The 15,741-nt window shown below is 74.9% G+C and carries 16 protein-coding genes; 13 read left to right on the top strand and 3 right to left on the bottom strand.

Features of this window, described 5'->3' with window-relative positions:
• Positions 1–98 precede the first annotated feature (98 nt).
• From IFT45_RS00655 to IFT45_RS00620, 8 genes are all read left to right on the top strand, one after another.
• Complete coding sequence (locus tag IFT45_RS00655; protein WP_192126190.1) at positions 99–1,589, top strand: alpha/beta hydrolase; 1,491 nt, start codon at positions 99–101, stop codon at positions 1,587–1,589.
• Positions 1,590–1,650: 61 nt separating this feature from the next.
• Positions 1,651–1,950: an Asp-tRNA(Asn)/Glu-tRNA(Gln) amidotransferase subunit GatC gene (gene gatC, locus IFT45_RS00650; protein WP_056056516.1), complete on the top strand. Its 300-nt coding sequence runs from the start codon at positions 1,651–1,653 to the stop codon at positions 1,948–1,950.
• 2 nt (positions 1,951–1,952) lie between these two features.
• A complete protein-coding gene (gene gatA, locus IFT45_RS00645) occupies positions 1,953–3,503 on the top strand; it encodes an Asp-tRNA(Asn)/Glu-tRNA(Gln) amidotransferase subunit GatA (RefSeq protein ID WP_192126188.1) in 1,551 nt (516 codons plus the stop codon).
• A complete protein-coding gene (gene gatB / locus IFT45_RS00640; protein WP_185233255.1) occupies positions 3,503–5,002 on the top strand; it encodes an Asp-tRNA(Asn)/Glu-tRNA(Gln) amidotransferase subunit GatB in 1,500 nt (499 codons plus the stop codon). The genes gatA and gatB overlap by 1 nt, the downstream gene beginning before the upstream one ends.
• Positions 5,003–5,039: 37 nt before the next feature.
• Positions 5,040–5,864, top strand: a complete 825-nt coding sequence (locus IFT45_RS00635) for a hypothetical protein (RefSeq protein WP_192126186.1) — start codon at positions 5,040–5,042, stop codon at positions 5,862–5,864.
• Positions 5,857–6,699: a DUF3097 family protein gene (locus IFT45_RS00630; RefSeq protein ID WP_192126184.1), complete on the top strand. Its 843-nt coding sequence runs from the start codon at positions 5,857–5,859 to the stop codon at positions 6,697–6,699. The genes IFT45_RS00635 and IFT45_RS00630 overlap by 8 nt, the downstream gene beginning before the upstream one ends.
• A 55-nt stretch (positions 6,700–6,754) precedes the next feature.
• On the top strand, positions 6,755–7,399 hold the full coding sequence (locus tag IFT45_RS00625) for a spermidine/putrescine ABC transporter substrate-binding protein (protein ID WP_192126182.1): 645 nt from the start codon (positions 6,755–6,757) through the stop codon (positions 7,397–7,399).
• 31 nt (positions 7,400–7,430) lie between these two features.
• The gene (locus IFT45_RS00620; RefSeq protein ID WP_056056510.1) at positions 7,431–7,829 is read left to right on the top strand and encodes a DUF3054 domain-containing protein; all 399 of its coding nucleotides are present in this window, start codon (positions 7,431–7,433) and stop codon (positions 7,827–7,829) included.
• Positions 7,830–7,912: 83 nt separating this feature from the next.
• On the opposite strand, the gene IFT45_RS00615 is transcribed toward IFT45_RS00620, so the two are convergent.
• Entirely contained in the window at positions 7,913–8,236 is a 324-nt protein-coding gene (locus IFT45_RS00615) for a hypothetical protein (protein ID WP_056056509.1), read from the bottom strand.
• Positions 8,237–8,439: 203 nt separating this feature from the next.
• Here IFT45_RS00615 and IFT45_RS00610 point away from each other — a divergent pair, with 203 nt between their 5' ends.
• The 5 genes from IFT45_RS00610 to IFT45_RS00590 all read left to right on the top strand — a co-directional run bounded on the left by IFT45_RS00610 (position 8,440) and on the right by IFT45_RS00590 (position 13,059).
• Positions 8,440–9,180, top strand: a complete 741-nt coding sequence (locus IFT45_RS00610) for a DedA family protein (protein WP_192046077.1) — start codon at positions 8,440–8,442, stop codon at positions 9,178–9,180.
• Between the two features lie 94 nt (positions 9,181–9,274).
• A complete protein-coding gene (locus IFT45_RS00605) occupies positions 9,275–9,967 on the top strand; it encodes a hypothetical protein (protein WP_192126180.1) in 693 nt (230 codons plus the stop codon).
• 148 nt (positions 9,968–10,115) lie between these two features.
• Positions 10,116–11,144 (top strand): SDR family oxidoreductase, encoded by a 1,029-nt coding sequence (locus IFT45_RS00600; protein WP_056056507.1) that lies wholly within the window; start codon positions 10,116–10,118, stop codon positions 11,142–11,144.
• Entirely contained in the window at positions 11,141–12,607 is a 1,467-nt protein-coding gene (locus IFT45_RS00595; RefSeq protein WP_192126178.1) for an NAD(P)/FAD-dependent oxidoreductase, read from the top strand. The genes IFT45_RS00600 and IFT45_RS00595 overlap by 4 nt, the downstream gene beginning before the upstream one ends.
• Positions 12,604–13,059 carry an SRPBCC domain-containing protein gene (locus IFT45_RS00590; protein ID WP_056056505.1) on the top strand — a complete coding sequence of 152 codons (456 nt, stop codon included), beginning with the start codon at positions 12,604–12,606 and terminating at the stop codon, positions 13,057–13,059. Before IFT45_RS00595 ends, IFT45_RS00590 begins: the two co-directional genes overlap by 4 nt.
• Before the next feature lie 28 nt (positions 13,060–13,087).
• On the opposite strand, the gene IFT45_RS00585 is transcribed toward IFT45_RS00590, so the two are convergent.
• Together IFT45_RS00585 and IFT45_RS00580 are read right to left on the bottom strand one after the other, a co-directional pair.
• Entirely contained in the window at positions 13,088–14,539 is a 1,452-nt protein-coding gene (locus IFT45_RS00585) for a serine hydrolase (protein ID WP_192126176.1), read from the bottom strand.
• Between the two features lie 275 nt (positions 14,540–14,814).
• Complete coding sequence (locus tag IFT45_RS00580; protein ID WP_192126174.1) at positions 14,815–15,627, bottom strand: DUF4184 family protein; 813 nt, start codon at positions 15,625–15,627, stop codon at positions 14,815–14,817.
• Positions 15,628–15,741: the final 114 nt, after the last annotated feature.

Here is a 15,741-nt window from a genome sequence, read left to right as displayed (position 1 = left end):
GGCCCCCCGAACGGGTCCCCTCCTACGATGTGAGCACGTGTCGACCTCTGCTGTAGGGCGCAGGGGCACTGGCACCCATCGAGGGGGAAACACCCGACGTGCTGTTCCTCGCCACAGCCATCCTTTCTGCATCGATCCACTTCGCCGGAGCGGTCGATGTTCCCGTCGTGCCCGGGGTCGCGGTGACCGCGCCCGGAGAGCCGGGTGGTCCTCCGCTCGCCGAGCCCGCCGCGCCGCCTCGCGGTGACGAGCCGGCGACCGTCGACACGACGCCCGGCCTCGAGCAGGTCGCGGTCTGCCGCGCACTCGCCACGGCCGAGCCGTCGACGACGACCGGCGCGCTGCCGTCGACCGCGGCCCCCGACCTCACGGTGCCCGCGTGCCTCGCCGAGCTGGAGGGCGCCTCCTCGCCGGCCCTCACGGCCCTCGGTGACTCGTTCGACCCGGTGGGCGACGACGCGTCGCGCCTGTCGGCGGTGCTGACGGCCGGTGCCGACGCACCGACCACGGCGGCGTGGTGGGCCGGCCTCGACGACTCGCGCCGGCTCGGCCTCGTCGCCGCCGTGCCCGGCGTGGTCGGGCAGCTCGAGGGCGTGCCCTACTCCGTGCGCGACCAGGCCAACCGGCTCTTCCTCGGCGCCGCGACGCTGGCCCTCCACGACCGCGACGAGACCGCCGCCGAGCAGGACGGTGACGACGCCCGCTCCGCCATGCTCGGGCAGGTCCAGCTCGCGCTCGCCGACCGGAGCGCGGGCGACGAGGACCGCCAGCTCATCGCCCTCGACACCGTCATGCCCGGCCGGGCCGCCGTCTCGGTGGGCAGCCTCGACACCGCCGACGACGTCAGCGTGCTCGTGCCCGGCATGTTCTTCACGGTGCACGGGCAGATGGTCGACTGGGCCGAGACCGCGGGGCAGCTGCACGACGAGCAGCGCGCCTGGACGTACCTCCTGGCGCGCTCCGACGCCCGTCCGCTCGACAGCGTCGCCGTCGTGGCCTGGATGGGCTACCGCACGCCCGACCTCACGAACGTCTACACGCTCGACCTCGCCCGTCAGGGGGCCGGCCACCTCGAGGACGCCCTCAGCGGTCTCGACGCGGCCCGCGCCTCCGACGCCCCCCGGGTGACCGTCGTGGCGCACTCGTACGGGTCGACCACCGCGACGCTCGCCCTGTCGTCGGGCCGAGTGAGCGTCGACTCCCTCGCGCTGCTCGGCTCGCCGGGCAGCGTCGTGCCGACGGCGGCGATGCTGTCGGTGGCCGACCACGACGTCTACGCCGCGGCGGGCAGCTTCGACCCGGTGGCGGGCAGCGGGTTCTTCGGGGTCGACCCGGGCACGGGCGCCTTCGGCGCGGTGCTGCTGCACACCGGGGGAGGCGACGACACCGTGACCGGCCGCGCCCTCCGCGCCGCGCTCGGCCACAACGACTACCTCCTGCCCGGCACGGAGTCGATGAGGAGCCTGGCCCTCATCGCCCTCGGCCACGGCGACATGGTCGACGGCGACGAGCGCGGCCCGGGCGAGCCGCGGCCCGACGGGCCGGAGCTCGCGCTCGTCCGCCCGCAGGACGTCTACCTGCGCGACTGAGCCCCGTAAGATCGACCGGTGCCCCGACCGGGGCCCCCACTCCACCATGTGACGGAGCAGCATGTCTGAAATCACGCGCGAGCAGGTGCAGCACCTCGCCGGTCTCGCCCGCATCGCCCTGACCCCCGACGAGATCGAGACCATGACGCGGGAGCTCGGCCACATCGTCGACAACGTCGCCAAGGTCGCCGAGGTCGCGACCGACGACGTCCCCGCCACGAGCCACCCCATCCCGCTCGAGAACGTCTTCCGCCCCGACGTCGTGGGCGAGACGCTCACCGTCGAGCAGGCCCTCTCGGGCGCCCCCGACCACGACGGCTCGCGCTTCCGCGTGACCGCGATCCTCGGAGAAGAGCAGTAGCCATGACCGACGCCTCCTCGATCGTCCGCCTCAGCGCGGCCGACCTCTCCGCGGCGCTCACCGCCGGCGACGTCTCGGCCGTCGAGGTCGCCCAGGCGCACCTCGACCGCATCGCCGCCGTCGACGGCGACGTCCACGCCTTCCTCCACGTCAGCGACGCGGCCCTCGCCACCGCCGCCGACGTCGACCGTCGCCGCGCCGCCGGCGAGCAGCTCGGGGCCCTGGCCGGCGTGCCGATCGCCGTCAAGGACGTCCTCTGCACGCTCGACATGCCCTCGACCTCGGGCAGCAAGATCCTCGAGGGGTGGGTGCCGCCGTACGACGCCACCGTCGTCCGCAAGGTGCGCGCCGCCGACATGGTGCCCCTCGGCAAGACGAACATGGACGAGTTCGCGATGGGCTCCTCGACCGAGTTCTCGGCCTACGGCCCGACGCACAACCCGTGGTCGCTCGACCGCATCCCCGGCGGCTCCGGCGGTGGCTCGGCCGCCGCCGTCGCCGCCTTCGAGGCGCCTCTCGCGCTCGGCAGCGACACCGGCGGCTCGATCCGCCAGCCGGGCGCCGTCACGGGCACCGTCGGCGTCAAGCCGACCTACGGCTCGGTCAGCCGCTACGGGGCGATCGCCCTCGCGAGCTCGCTCGACCAGGTCGGGCCCGTGAGCCGCACGGTGCTCGACTCCGCCCTGCTGCACGACGTCATCAAGGGCCACGACCCCCGCGACTCCACCTCGCTGCGCGACGAGTGGCCCTTGTTCGCCGAGGCGGCCCGGGCAGGCCTGGCAGGAGGCGCGCTGCAGGGCGTGCGCATCGGCGTCGTCCGCGAGCTGAACGGCGAGGGTTTCCAGGCCGGCGTCAAGGCCCGCTTCGCCGAGGCCCTGGAGCTGCTCTCGGGCGCCGGCGCGGAGATCGTCGAGGTCTCGGCCCCCAGCTTCGAGTACGCCATCAGCGCGTACTACCTGATCCTCCCCGCCGAGGCGTCGTCCAACCTCGCGAAGTTCGACTCGGTGCGCTTCGGCCTCCGCGTCGTGCCCGAGGGCAAGGGCACGGTGGAGGACGTCATGGCAGCCACCCGCGAGGCCGGCTTCGGCCCCGAGGTCAAGCGCCGCATCATCCTCGGCACCTACGCCCTCAGCGCGGGCTACTACGACGCGTACTACGGCAGCGCGCAGAAGGTGCGCACGCTGGTGCAGCGCGACTTCGCCGCGGCCTTCGACCAGGTCGACGTGCTCGTCTCGCCCTCGGCCCCGACGACGGCGTTCCCGCTCGGCGAGAAGCTCGACGACCCGCTGTCGATGTACCTCAACGACATCACGACGATCCCGGCGAACCTCGCGGGCATCCCCGGCATCACGGTGCCGATGGGCCTCGCCGAGGAGGACGGGCTGCCCACGGGCCTGCAGTTCATGGCCCCCGCCCGCCAGGACGCCCGTCTCTACACCTACGGCGCCGCGCTCGAGCAGCTGCTCGAGCAGGGCTGGGGCCACACGCTCATCTCCCGTGCCCCCGACCTCAGCGCCACCGAACAGAACGCCGCCACCGAGGGAGTCATCTGATGGCCAAGGCAGACCTGATGGACTACGACGAGGCCCTCGAGAAGTACGAGGTCGTCATCGGCTTCGAGGTGCACGTCGAGCTCGCGACGAAGACCAAGATGTTCTCCGACGCGCCGAACTTCTTCGGCGGCGCCCCGAACACGAACGTCACCCCGGTCGACCTGGGCCTCCCGGGCTCGCTGCCCGTCGTCAACGAGCAGGCCGTGAGGTACTCGATCAGCCTCGGCCTCGCCCTCGGCTGCTCGATCGCCGAGAGCTCGCGCTTCGCCCGGAAGAACTACTTCTACCCCGACAACCCCAAGAACTACCAGGTCAGCCAGTTCGACGAGCCGATCGCGTACGAGGGCGAGGTCGAGGTCGAGCTGCCCGACGGCACCGTCTTCCACGTGCCGATCGAGCGCGCCCACATGGAGGAGGACGCCGGAAAGCTGACGCACGTCGGCGGCTCGACCGGCCGCATCCAGGGGGCCGAGTACTCGCTCGTCGACTACAACCGCGCGGGCATCCCGCTGGTCGAGATCGTCACGAAGCCGATCATCGGCGCCGGGGCCCTCGGCCCCGAGCTGGGCGCCGCCTACGTCTCGACGATCCGCGACATCGTGCGTGGCCTCGGCGTGAGCGAGGCGCGCATGGAGCGCGGCAACCTCCGCTGCGACGCCAACGTGTCGCTCCGGCCGCACGGCCAGGTGGAGCTCGGCACCCGCACCGAGACCAAGAACGTCAACTCGTTCCGCTCGGTCGAGCGTGCCGTCCGTCACGAGATCCAGCGCCAGGCCGCGATCCTCGCCGCCGGCGGCACCATCACGCAGGAGACCCGGCACTGGCACGAGGACACCGGCCGCACCTCCGCCGGCCGCCCGAAGAGCGACGCCGACGACTACCGCTACTTCCCCGAGCCGGACCTGCTGCCGGTCGTGCCGTCGCGCGAGCTGGTCGAGGAGCTGCGCCTCGCGCTGCCCGAGGCCCCCGTCGCGATGCGTCGTCGGCTCAAGGCCGACTGGGGCTTCGCCGACCTCGAGTTCCAGGACGTCGTCAACTCCGGCCTGCTCCAGGAGCTCGTCGAGACGGTCGCCGCCGGGGCCTCGCCGCAGGCGGCCCGCAAGTGGTGGACGGGCGAGATCGCCCGCCTCGCCAACGCGGCCGGGGTCGACGCGTCGACCCTCGTCTCGCCCCGCCACGTCAGCGAGCTGATCGCGCTCGTCGAGACCGGCGAGCTGACCGACCGCCTCGCGCGCCAGGTGCTCGAGGGCGTCGTCGCCGGGGAGGGCTCTCCCTCCGAGGTCGTCGAGGCGCGCGGGCTCCGCGTCGTCTCCGACGACGGCGCGCTGATCGCCGCCATCGACGAGGCCCTCGCCAGCCAGCCCGACGTGCTCGCGAAGATCCGCGACGGCAAGGTCCAGGCCGCGGGCGCCGTCATCGGTGCGGTCATGAAGGCGATGAAGGGCCAGGCGGACGCCGCTCGCGTCCGCGAGCTCGTGCTCGAGAGGGCCCAGGCCTGATCGTCGCGCCCGCTCCCGTCGTCGGCGGCCGGTCGTCGTGACCGTGCCGCCGACGATCCGCGCCGCGGCGCCGGCCGGCCTCGCGCTGGCCGTCGCCGGCGTCGCCCTGCTCGTCTCGTGGTGGGCGCTGCCCGACCGGGTCGGCCTCGTGCACGAGCCCGAGACCGGAGCCGTCGCGTTCGCCGCGAGCCGGGTCGACCTCGTGCTCGTCGTCGCCCTGCTGCTCGTCGGCACGCTCGTCGCCTACCTGGTCTGCGCGGCCTTCCTCGCGTGGACTCCCGCCCGGCACGTGCTGGTGCCCCACGCCGAGCACTGGAAGGCCGCGGGCCGCCGACCCGAGCTGCGTCGCCGGCTCGCGGCCTGGCTGGCCCGGGGCTTCGCCGTCGCGTGGTGGTCGGTCGCCCTCGAGCTCGTCGTGACCATGCTCGCGCAGCGCGGCGGCGCCCTCGCCACGTGGTGGCTGCCCGCCGCGGTCTCCGGGCTCACCGTGCTCCTGCTGCTCGGCGGGCTCGTCGTCGCGTTCACGGCGGGCTTCACGCCGGACGCTCGTCCGGCGGCGGCGGCGGCCGCGTCGGCGGCCCCGGCGCGGGCCTCGGCCCCGACCCGCGCCGGGGGCCGCGGCTCCGTGGCGGACGCGACCGCCGCCTCCTCGCGCCCCTCCCGCGCCGGCGGGGCGCCGGCCGCTCCCGCCGCGACGTCCCGGGCCGCGGGCCCGGCCTCGACGACGGCTCGCGGCGCCGGTGCAGCTCCGGCCGCGGGTGCCGACCGCCCGGGCCCGCCCCGGCCCTACCAGCCCCGACCCCGGGCGCCCCGTGCGCCGGGCTCACGACCCCACCAGGGAGGTGGCTCGACCCGTGGATGACGACCGGTACGGCCGAGACGTGCTCAGCGGCGACTGGAAGCGCTCGTCGCGCCCCGCGCCGACCCCCACCGACGCGGTGCGCGACCTCGTCGTCGAGGAGTCGCGGAGCGGCTTCACGGGAGCGGTCGTGCGCGTCGAGGCGGGCACGGTCGAGCTGGAGGACTGGAAGGGGCGCGTCCGCGCCTTCCCGCTCTCGGGCTCGTTCCTGATCGACGGTGCGCCCGTGGCGCTCCGGGTGCCGAGGGCGGCGCCGCAGGGTCGTGCCCGCACGGCCTCGGGCTCCTTCGCCGCCGGCGACGCCCGCGCGCGGGTGGCCCGCCAGAGCCGCATCTTCGTCGAGGGCCGGCACGACGCCGAGCTCGTCGAGAAGGTCTGGGGCGCCGACCTGCGCGTCGAGGGCGTCGTCGTCGAGTACCTCGAGGGCGTCGACCACCTCGCCGAGGTTCTGGCCGAGTTCCGGCCGACCGCCGAGCGCCGCGTCGGCGTGCTCGTCGACCACCTCGTGCCCGGGTCGAAGGAGAGCCGCATCGCGGAGGCGGTCACGAGGGGCCCGCACGGCCGTCACGTGCTCGTCGTCGGGCACCCGTTCGTCGACGTCTGGCAGGCCGTCGTGCCCGCACGCCTCGGGCTCACGCGCTGGCCGGAGGTGCCCCGCTCGGTCGAGTGGAAGCACGGCGTCTGCGAGGCCCTCGGCTGGCCCCATGACGACCAGGCCGACATCGCCGCGGCGTGGCAGCGCATCCTCGGCCGCGTGCGTGCCTTCGGCGACCTCGAGCCCGCGCTGCTCGGCCGGGTCGAGCAGCTGATCGACTTCGTCACCGTCGACCAGGGCTGACGGCTCGCCCGGGCGTGTCGGGCGTCTCCCGGCCTCGGGCCCTAGATTCGTCGTCATGGTCGATTCCCTCGAGGGGCAGGTGCGCACGGCGGTCGACGCCTGGCTGCGCTGGCTGCCCCGGTGGCGGATCGGCACCGCCCGGGCCCGCACGCGCGTCTGCCGGGTCTGCTTCGGCTCGCCCGTCGCGGTCGCCGCCGGGTTCGACGGCGACGTGCCCCACGCTGTGCAGCACGCGCTGCTGAACCGGCTCCGGCACATCGTCGACGACGAGGTCGACTCGTACACCACCCGCAACCTGCCCCTCGTGACCCGCGAGCTCCGACGGGCCGCCGAGGTCGGCGTCGACGGCTACCGGCCCGACGAGGGCCTCGCCCTCGAGTTCGACGGCCTCGACGTCGACCCCGAGCCGGAGCCCGGCCAGCCGTTCCTGTTCACCCTGGAGGGCCTCGCCGCCGAGGAGGCCGCACGGCACGCTGCCGACGGCCTCGACGACGAGCCCGAGTTCTCGGACGAGGCGAAGGCGGCCCTGCGCCGCGAGCTCGCGTTGGCCGACGAGCACGCGCAGTCGGTCGGCACCGCGCTCTGCTTCGCGGTCGTCGCCCAGCGCGAGCGGATCGCCGACGCCGTCGACCGGCTCGTCGAGCCGCAGGTCGAGGAGCTGCTGGCCGAGCTCTCGCGCACGCTCGAGCCGCCGCGCTGAGCCCGACCCGCCCGCACCCCCTGAGGACACCATGACCACGCCCCGCTCCGCCGCCCCCTCCCGCCGTCCGCCGTGGTGGGCGCTCGCCCTCGACGCCGTCCTGGTCGTGGCCTTCGTGGTCATCGGCCGCCGCAGCCACGCCGAGGGCCTCGACCTGCCCGGGCTCGCCACCACGCTCTGGCCGTTCGCGGTCGGCCTCGTCGTGGGCTGGCTGAGCGTGGTCGGCGTGCGCTGGCCGCTGCCGCGCCTCGCCTCCGGCGCGGTCGTCTGGGTGTCGACGGCCGTGCTCGGGGTGCTGCTCCGGGTCGCGAGCGGGCAGGGCGTGCAGCTGAGCTTCGTCGTCGTGACGATCGTCGTGCTCGGCGTCTTCCTGCTGGGGTGGCGGGGCGTCGCGGCGCTGGCCCGGCGGGGCGGGCGCACCCGGCGCTGACGACGGCGGCGGAGCAGGGCTCGAGGGTCGCTCCGCGACTCCGCGGGGGCCCGGCGGTCGATCGGCCTGGTGGCCTGCCCGCGCTACTTGCGCTTGACGCTGTTGTCGGTGCTGGGCTCGTCGGTGAGCACCAGGCCCGACGAGCTGTTCGACGAGGCCGTCAGCTCGGTCAGCCAGTCGCGGTTGATGGCGGGCACGCGGCCGCCGGAGTACTTGAAGTAGAGGGGGATGCCCGGGTCGAGCCAGATGCTGCTGCGCCCGTCGCCGACCTTCTGGGTGTCGCGCCACGAGAAGAAGAACGACTCGCGGCGCCGGAGCTTCGTGGCGATGACGATCTGGAGGTGCTCGAGCACGCGGTCATCGAACTCGACCTCGATGCCGGAGGTGCCGTAGATCAGCGATCCCATGGAAGTCCTGTTCAGTCCTGTCGTCTGCTCCGCACCGGGGACGAGGAGGCGAGGGTGCGGTCGTGCGCCAATCTACCGTGCACGGCGGGCCCGGTCCGGCACGCGACACGAGCCTGTGGGCGGTCGTCCAGCCCGTGCTGGCATGCTCGACGGAGCCGATCCGACCCGTGGCGACCGCGGGCACCGAACCGACCCAGGGACCCATGACCTCCACCGCCGTGCTCGCCCCGTCCGCCTCTGCCGCCCTCGCGGGCCCGTCGGGGGGCCTGCCGTCCACGGTCGTCGCGCAGGGCGCCTCCTCGTCCGTGCAGGAGCTCGACGGCCTCGTCGGCGTCGCGGCGCGCGTCATCGACGCCCTGGGCGAGTGGGGCGTGGGGCTGCTGACCTTCGTCGAGACGGTGTTCCCGCCGATCCCGAGCGAGATCGTGCTGCCGCTCGCCGGGTTCCTCGCCGGGCAGGGGAACATGAACATCGTGCTGCTGATCGTGGTCAGCACGCTCGGCGCCTACGTGGGCGCGCTCGTCCTGTACTGGCTGGGCGCCGTGATCGGCCTCGAGCGGAGCATCACGCTGCTGTCGAAGCTCCCCCTCGTCGACCGGGAGGACTTCCAGAAGGCGGCCGACTGGTTCCACCGGCACGGGCGGTCGGCGGTCTTCTTCGGGCGCCTCGTGCCCGGCGTCCGGAGCCTGATCTCGCTGCCGGCCGGCGCCGAGAAGATGCCGCTCGCCTCGTTCACGCTCTTCACCGTCGTCGGCAGCGGGCTCTGGAACGCCCTCCTCATCCTGCTCGGGGCGGCCCTCGGCACCCAGTACGAGCTGATCGACCGCTATGCGAAGTACCTCGACTACGCGGTCTACGCGGCGATCGGCGGGGTGGTGCTGTGGCTGGTGCTGCGGGCCGTGCGCCGTCGTCGGGCCTCCGCCCGCGACTCCGCTCGGAGCTGATCCGCACCGCGCGTCCAGGCGCGGCGGGCCGGTCGTCCGTACTGTCGGAGACCCGTCGGGGCCGACGCCCCGACCCGACAAACAGGACGGCACCATGGGATTCCTCGACAGGCTGCTCGGACGAGACGACGAGGCCGCGGGCCAGCAGGCGCAGGCACCGTCACCGGGAGGGCGGGCACCGGCGCGGAGCGACGACGAGATCGCCGTCGAGCGCTACCGCTACCTGCTGCGTACGGCGCCGCCCGAGACCATCGAGCAGGTGCACGCCGAGGCCTTCGAGAAGCTGAGCCCCGAGCAGCGCCGGCTGGTCTTCGACGAGCTCAGCCGTGAGGCCGGCCAGGGCGAGCAGCCCCGCGGCGACGACGCCGGGTCGCTCGCGCAGGCGGCTACCCGGTCGGAGCTGCGGAAGCCGGGCACCCTCGAACGGACCCTGGGAGGCGGCGGTGCGGCCGGCGGCCAGGGCGCGCAGGCAGGCGGCCGCCCGGGCATGGGCATGGGCTCGATCATCGGCGGGTCGCTGCTCGGCACCGTCGCGGGCTACGTCGTGGGCTCCGCGCTCGTCGGCGCGTTCCTGCCCGACGCGGGCAGCGACGTCGCGGGCGGAGAGGGCGAGGGCGGTGCCGACGGTGACGGCGGGCAGGACGGCGGGGACGCGGGCCAGGACGGCGGCGACGCGGGCGACGGCGGCGGGGGCGACTTCGGGGGAGGGGGCGGCGACTTCGGGGGCGGCGGCGACTTCGGCGGGGGCGACTTCGGGGGCGGCGACCTGGGCGGCTTCGACATCTGACACCGCGCCTCCTGCAGTCCCTCCCCAGGGCGGCGCCCGACGGGTCGTCCCCGTGACGTCCCCCGGGGCGGACGCCGCCCAGCGGGGTCGGACTACCGTCGACCGGGCACGGCCTGAGCCAGCGGGCCGCCGACGAGCCAGGAGAACCATGTCGAAGAGCACCCCCACGAAGCCCCGCGTCGCCGTCGTCACCGGAGGCTCGGCCGGGCTCGGCCGGGCCGTCGTGCGTGAGCTCGCCGAGCGCGGCTGGGACGTCGCGGTGCTCGCCCGCGGGCAGGACGGCCTCGACGGCGCCGTCGCCGACGTGGAGGCCGCCGGTCGTCGCGGCCTCGCCGTGCCGACCGACGTGGCCGACCGCGAGCAGGTCGAGGCCGCCGCGACGCGCGTCGAGCAGGAGCTCGGCGAGATCGACCTCTGGGTCAACGACGCCATGGTGGGCGTCTTCGGGGAGTTCCTCGAGACCGACCCGGCCGACTTCGAGCGCGCCACGGCGGTCAACTACTTCGGCTTCGTCAACGGCACCCGCGCCGCCCTCTCGCGCATGGTGCCGCGCGACCGCGGCCACGTCATCCAGGTCGGGTCGGCGCTCGCGCACCGCGGCATCCCGCTGCAGGCGTCGTACTGCGGGGCCAAGCACGCGGTGCAGGGCTTCACCGAGTCGGTGACCACCGAGCTGATCCACAACGGGAGCGCCGTCGAGATCTCGACCGTCGACATGCCCGCGCTGAACACCATCCAGTTCAACTGGGTGCGCTCGCGCCTGCCGCACCACCCCAAGCCGGTGCCGCCGATCTACCAGCCCGAGGTGGGCGCGATCGCGATCGCCGACGTGGCCGACAAGCCGCGACGGCGCACGTGGCTCGGCGAGCCCACGGTGATGACCGTGCTCGGCAACCGCTTCGTGGCGAACTTCCTCGACGTCTACCTGGCCAAGTCGGGCTACTCGGGCCAGCAGGCCCCCGAGAAGTCGGAGGCCATGCTGCCCGACAACCTCTACCAGCCCACCAGCGGCGACCACGGCGCCCACGGCATCTTCGACGACCAGGCCCGCAGCACCAGCCCCCAGGTCTGGTACACGCGCAACCGCGGCCTCAGCTACGCCCTGGCGGGCGCCGGGGCGGTCGGCGCGGGCGTCGCCGTCGTCCGTGCCCTGGTCGGAGGGCGCAAGGGCGCATGAGCCACGCCTTCGACGCGGTCGTCGTCGGCGCCGGGCCGAACGGCCTGGCGGCGGCGGTCGTCCTCGCCCGGGCCGGCCTGCGCGTGCAGCTGCTCGAGCGCGACGACACGATCGGCGGCGGCACCCGCACGAAGGAGCTGACCCTGCCCGGGTTCCGGCACGACGTCTGCTCGGCCGTGCACCCGATGGCGATGGCGTCCGGGTTCTTCCGGCGCTGGGGCCTCGAGCAGCGCGTCGACATGATCGTGCCCGAGGTCTCGTACGGCCACCCGCTCGACGGCGGCCGCGCCGGAGTCGCCCACCGGGACCTCGAGCGGACCGTCGAGGGCCTCGGCCGTGACGGTGCGACCTGGCGCCGCATGTTCTCGCGCCTCGTCGACATCGAGGCCGAGCTCTCGCAGTTCACGCTGTCGCCGATCCTCCAGCTGCCCCGCCACCCGCAGACGGTGGTCGAGTTCGGGCTGCGCATCCTCCACCAGGGCGGCCCCTGGTGGGACGCCGGGCTCCGCACGGAGGAGGCGCGGGCGCTGCTCGCGGGCGTGATGGCCCACGCCATCCGCCCCATGCCGAGCCTGTCGGCGGGCGCCGCGGGCCTCGCGCTCGCCGTCCACGGCCACGGCTACGGCTGGGCGGTGCCCCGGGGCGGCAGCCAGGTGATCGCCGACGCGCTCGCCGACGACCTGCGAGCCCACGGCGGCGTCATCGAGACGGGCGTCGACGTGACCAGCCTGCGCCAGCTCGACGCGCGCGTGAAACTGCTCGACGTGACCCCGCGCCAGCTGATCGCCATCGCGGGCGACGAGATGCCCGCCGGCTACCGACGTCGTCTCGAGCGGTTCCGGTACGGGGGAGGCGCCTCCAAGGTGGACTTCGCCCTCAGCGGTCCGGTGCCCTGGGCGGCGGAGGAGCTGCGGCGGACACCGACCGTGCACCTGGGCGGCACCCGGGCCGACATCGCCCGGGCCGAGCACGACGTCGCCCGCGGGGTGCACCCGGCCGAGCCGTTCGTCCTGGCCGTCCAGCCCGGCGTCGTCGACGACAGCCGAGCCCCGGCCGGCCAGCAGTCGCTGTGGACGTACGCGCACGTGCCCAACGGCAGCACCGTCGACATGACCGAGGCGATCACCCGCCAGATCGAGCGCTTCGCGCCCGGCTTCCGCGACCTGGTCCTCGCCAGCAGCGCCCGGTCGGCCGACGAGCTCGAGGCCTACGACCCGAACTACGTCGGGGGCGACATCGCCTCCGGCGCCCCGAGCCTGAAGCAGCTCATCGTGCGCCCCGTGCTCTCGACGGACCCGTGGCGGACGGCCGTGCCCGGCACCTACCTCGCGTCGTCCTCGGTGCCGCCGGGCCCGAGCGTGCACGGCATGGGGGGTGCCTACGCCGCGCAGAGCGCTCTGCGCCACGAGTTCGGCATCGACCACCTGCCCCGTCTGGGGCCCGACGGAGGGGGCGACTCGTGAGCGTCGTGCACCGGTTCCTCGAGGCGTCGCCGCGCGACGTCTTCGACGTCCTCAGCGACGGCTGGCTCTTCCCGAGCTGGGTCGTCGGTGCGTCGCGCATCCGCGACGTCGAGCGCGAGTGGCCCCGGGCCGGCGCGAAGATCCACCACTCGTTCGGCGTGTGGCCGCTCGTCATCGACGACTCGACGACGCTGCTCGAGTGGGACGCCCCGCGGCGGGCCGTCTTCCTCGCCCGTGGCTGGCCGGCGGGGGAGGCCCGGGTCGGCATCGACGTCGCGGACCGTGCCGGCGGCTGCTTCGTGACGATGACGGAGGAGGCCGTGAGCGGCCCGGGCGCGCTCGTGCCCGACGCCGTGCTCGACGTGCCGCTCACCTGGCGCAACCACGAGGCGCTGCGGCGCCTCGCCTGGCTGGCCGAGGGGCGCCTGCGCGACACCGTCCACCCGACCTGACCCGCGACTCCCGACGGCCGGCCCGGCCCTAGCGCGTCGCCACGTCGTCGGGGCCGGGGGCCCGCAGGGTCCGCAGGTCGGGGCCGTGCAGGGGCGCCGTCTGCCACCGGACGCTCACCGTGCCGGTGCCCCGGTCGGCGTCGAGGTGGAGGCGGTGGGGCGTCTCCACGAAGACGACGTCGACGAGCAGGTGGTCGCCGTGCTGCTCGGCCCAGGTGGCGAGCGGGCCGGTGGTGCGCCACTCGCCGAGCCCCAGGGCGGCCTCGAGGCGGTGGTCACCCTCGACGAGGGTGAGCGTCGGCGTGCCCTCGGCCGTGACCTCGACGGCGGTGAGGCCGGGCTGGTCGCCGCCCGCGGCGACGGTCCAGGTGCCTGCGGCGGGGGCGCCGACCGTCTGGACGCCCCTGGTCGTGTCGTCGTTCGCCGCGCCGTCGCCGGTCGGGGCCGCGACGCCGGGCAGCGTCAGTGCGCCCAGCCGCTCGGCGAGGCGGGCGTCGTCGTCGGCGCTGCCGCCGGCGCCGAGGGCGGGCAGCACGGTGGCCCAGACGAGGTCGAGCAGCGCCCTCGTGTCGGTTGTCTGGCTCGTGATCGCGACGACGAGGTCGTGCTCGGGCACGACCAGGCTGAACTGGCCGTAGGCGCCGTCGGCGCGGTACCCGTGCGTGGAGACCCAGAACTGGAAGCCGTAGCCCTGCTGCCAGTCGGCCGACCCCTCGTGGGCCGTCGAGGCGTGCGACCGCGACGCCTCGGCGACCCAGGCGGCGGAGACGAGCTGCTCGTCGCCCCACCGGCCCTGCTGCAGGTGCAGCTGGCCGAGGGCCGCGACCGCGTCGGTGTTCGTGTGCAGGCCGCTGAAGCCCAGCTCGGCGCCGCTCGCGTCGCGCTGCCACGCGGCGACGTCGACGCCGAGGGGGTCGAGGAGGCGGGGGCGCAGGTAGCCGACCAGCGACGTCCCCGAGGCGCGGCGCACCACCTCCGCGAGCGTGTACGTGCAGGGCTGGTTGTACGCGAAGACCGAGCCGGGCTCGGCTTCGGGCGGCGTGAGCAGGAAGCCGCGGACGACGTTCGTGGGGTCGAGCGTCTCGGCACGGTCGAGCGTCTCCGTCAGGTGGCCGCTGGACATGGCGAGCAGGTGGCGGAGGCGCATCCGGCGCGTCCGGTCGTCGGTCACCTCGGCGTCGAGCTCGGGGAACCAGCTGATGACCGTGTCGTCGATCGTCAGCAGTCCCTCGTCGGCGGCGATGCCGAGCGCCGTGGCCGTGAAGCTCTTGCTCACCGAGTAGACGAGGTGCGGGCGCTCGGCCGAGTACGGCGCCCACCAGCCCCGGGCGACGACGGCGCCGCGGTGCACCACGACGAGGCCGTGCGGCTCGACGCCGGGCGTCGCCTCCAGGCCGTCGACGAGGGCGAGCAGCCCCCGGGCGTCGACGCCCAGGTCGGAGGGGGAGCGGGTGGGCAGCGTGGTCGTCGTCGAGGTCACGGGCCGAGCCTACGACGCGCCTCTCGGCCTGGGCGTCCGTTGCCCCGCCGGCCGGCGGATCGCCCCCGCCCCCGCCCCGCCCTGCCCCGCCCTGCCCCGCCCGCCCGCCGTGCCCAGCCGCTCTCTGTCGCAATTGCCGACCGTTCGCCTGCTCCCGGCGTCCTGGTACCTGACTTTCCGGTCATCAGGAGGCGCGTGGTCGGGTTCTGCAGCTCGGGCCGGCTGCCTGTGCCGGGTGGGCGGTGGCGCGGAGTTCGTCGAGTTCAGGCACCCGGTCATGGTGCAGCGCCCTCGCCCCGACCGTCGAACGGCTCCTCGGGGGTCGCGACGCCCTCGGTGCGCCCTCCGACGCGTCGTCCGAGCTGGACGGCGACGGACGCCCCGACGGCCAGCAGCAGCAGGAGCGCGCCCGAGGCCGTGCCCGCGAAGAACACGAACGACTTCGCCGTGCCGACGTCGGACGGCAGCCCGCGGGTGACCGCCACGGCGACGGGGCCCGTGACCAGGGCGGCGACGGCGAGCCACCACGAGACGGTCCGCGACCGTGACGGTCGAGGCCGAGCGCTGACGGGTGCGCGCCGCAGGTACCGCGCCCCGGCGACCGCGAGCACGGCGAGCCCGACGACCGACGACCCGTACTGCGCCCACTGCGTGCCGACGAAGGGGCCCCACGGCTCCGCCAGGGCGGGCAGCAGGGTGCTGCCGAGCCGCCCGGGGTGGGTGAAGGCGTCCCACCCGACGTGCGTGAGCACGCCGACGGCGACGGCGAGGAGCACCCGGAGGAGGTGGCCGGGCGAGACCGCTCCGGGCACGGTCCAGCTCGGCGGGAGGCGCGTGCCGACGACCGGGGGCAGCAGCACCCCGGCGCCGGGTCGCAGCACCCGGAGCCACACCAGGTAGAGCAACGCCCCGAGCGGCACGGAGACCACGAGCAGGCCCGGGACGCCGTGGGTGGTCTCGTACGTCACCCCGACGGGGAAGAAGAGCGGCAGGTCGGGCGCCATCGAGCCGACGGCGACGGCGCCGAAGGGCAGCGGGCTCCGGACGAACGGCAGGGCGACGACCGCGTGGCTGGGGGTGAAGGGCACGGCCCATGGTCGCGGGCCGGGCGGCCCGGAGTCGTCCTCCCCAGGGCGGGACCGTGTCCGCCCTGGGGCGGAGCTGGGCGCGGGCGCCCGCGGTCGCGGGCACCTGCGGTCGCG

Source organism: Frigoribacterium sp. CFBP 13707 (assembly GCF_014842245.1).
GTDB lineage: Bacteria > Actinomycetota > Actinomycetes > Actinomycetales > Microbacteriaceae > Frigoribacterium > Frigoribacterium endophyticum.
This window is presented reverse-complemented; position numbering and strand designations above follow the sequence as displayed.

What these genes read in the sequence shown, in the direction of transcription:
- IFT45_RS00600 (WP_056056507.1), top strand. Translation starts at nt 10,116, where the DNA reads ATGTCGAAGAGCACCCCCACGAAGCCCCGCGTCGCCGTCGTCACCGGA.
- IFT45_RS00605 (WP_192126180.1), top strand. Translation starts at nt 9,275, where the DNA reads ATGGGATTCCTCGACAGGCTGCTCGGACGAGACGACGAGGCCGCGGGC.
- gatB (WP_185233255.1), top strand. Translation starts at nt 3,503, where the DNA reads ATGGCCAAGGCAGACCTGATGGACTACGACGAGGCCCTCGAGAAGTAC.
- IFT45_RS00610 (WP_192046077.1), top strand. Translation starts at nt 8,440, where the DNA reads ATGACCTCCACCGCCGTGCTCGCCCCGTCCGCCTCTGCCGCCCTCGCG.
- IFT45_RS00595 (WP_192126178.1), top strand. Translation starts at nt 11,141, where the DNA reads ATGAGCCACGCCTTCGACGCGGTCGTCGTCGGCGCCGGGCCGAACGGC.
- IFT45_RS00615 (WP_056056509.1), bottom strand. Translation starts at nt 8,236, where the DNA reads ATGGGATCGCTGATCTACGGCACCTCCGGCATCGAGGTCGAGTTCGAT.
- gatA (WP_192126188.1), top strand. Translation starts at nt 1,953, where the DNA reads ATGACCGACGCCTCCTCGATCGTCCGCCTCAGCGCGGCCGACCTCTCC.
- IFT45_RS00620 (WP_056056510.1), top strand. Translation starts at nt 7,431, where the DNA reads ATGACCACGCCCCGCTCCGCCGCCCCCTCCCGCCGTCCGCCGTGGTGG.
- IFT45_RS00625 (WP_192126182.1), top strand. Translation starts at nt 6,755, where the DNA reads ATGGTCGATTCCCTCGAGGGGCAGGTGCGCACGGCGGTCGACGCCTGG.
- gatC (WP_056056516.1), top strand. Translation starts at nt 1,651, where the DNA reads ATGTCTGAAATCACGCGCGAGCAGGTGCAGCACCTCGCCGGTCTCGCC.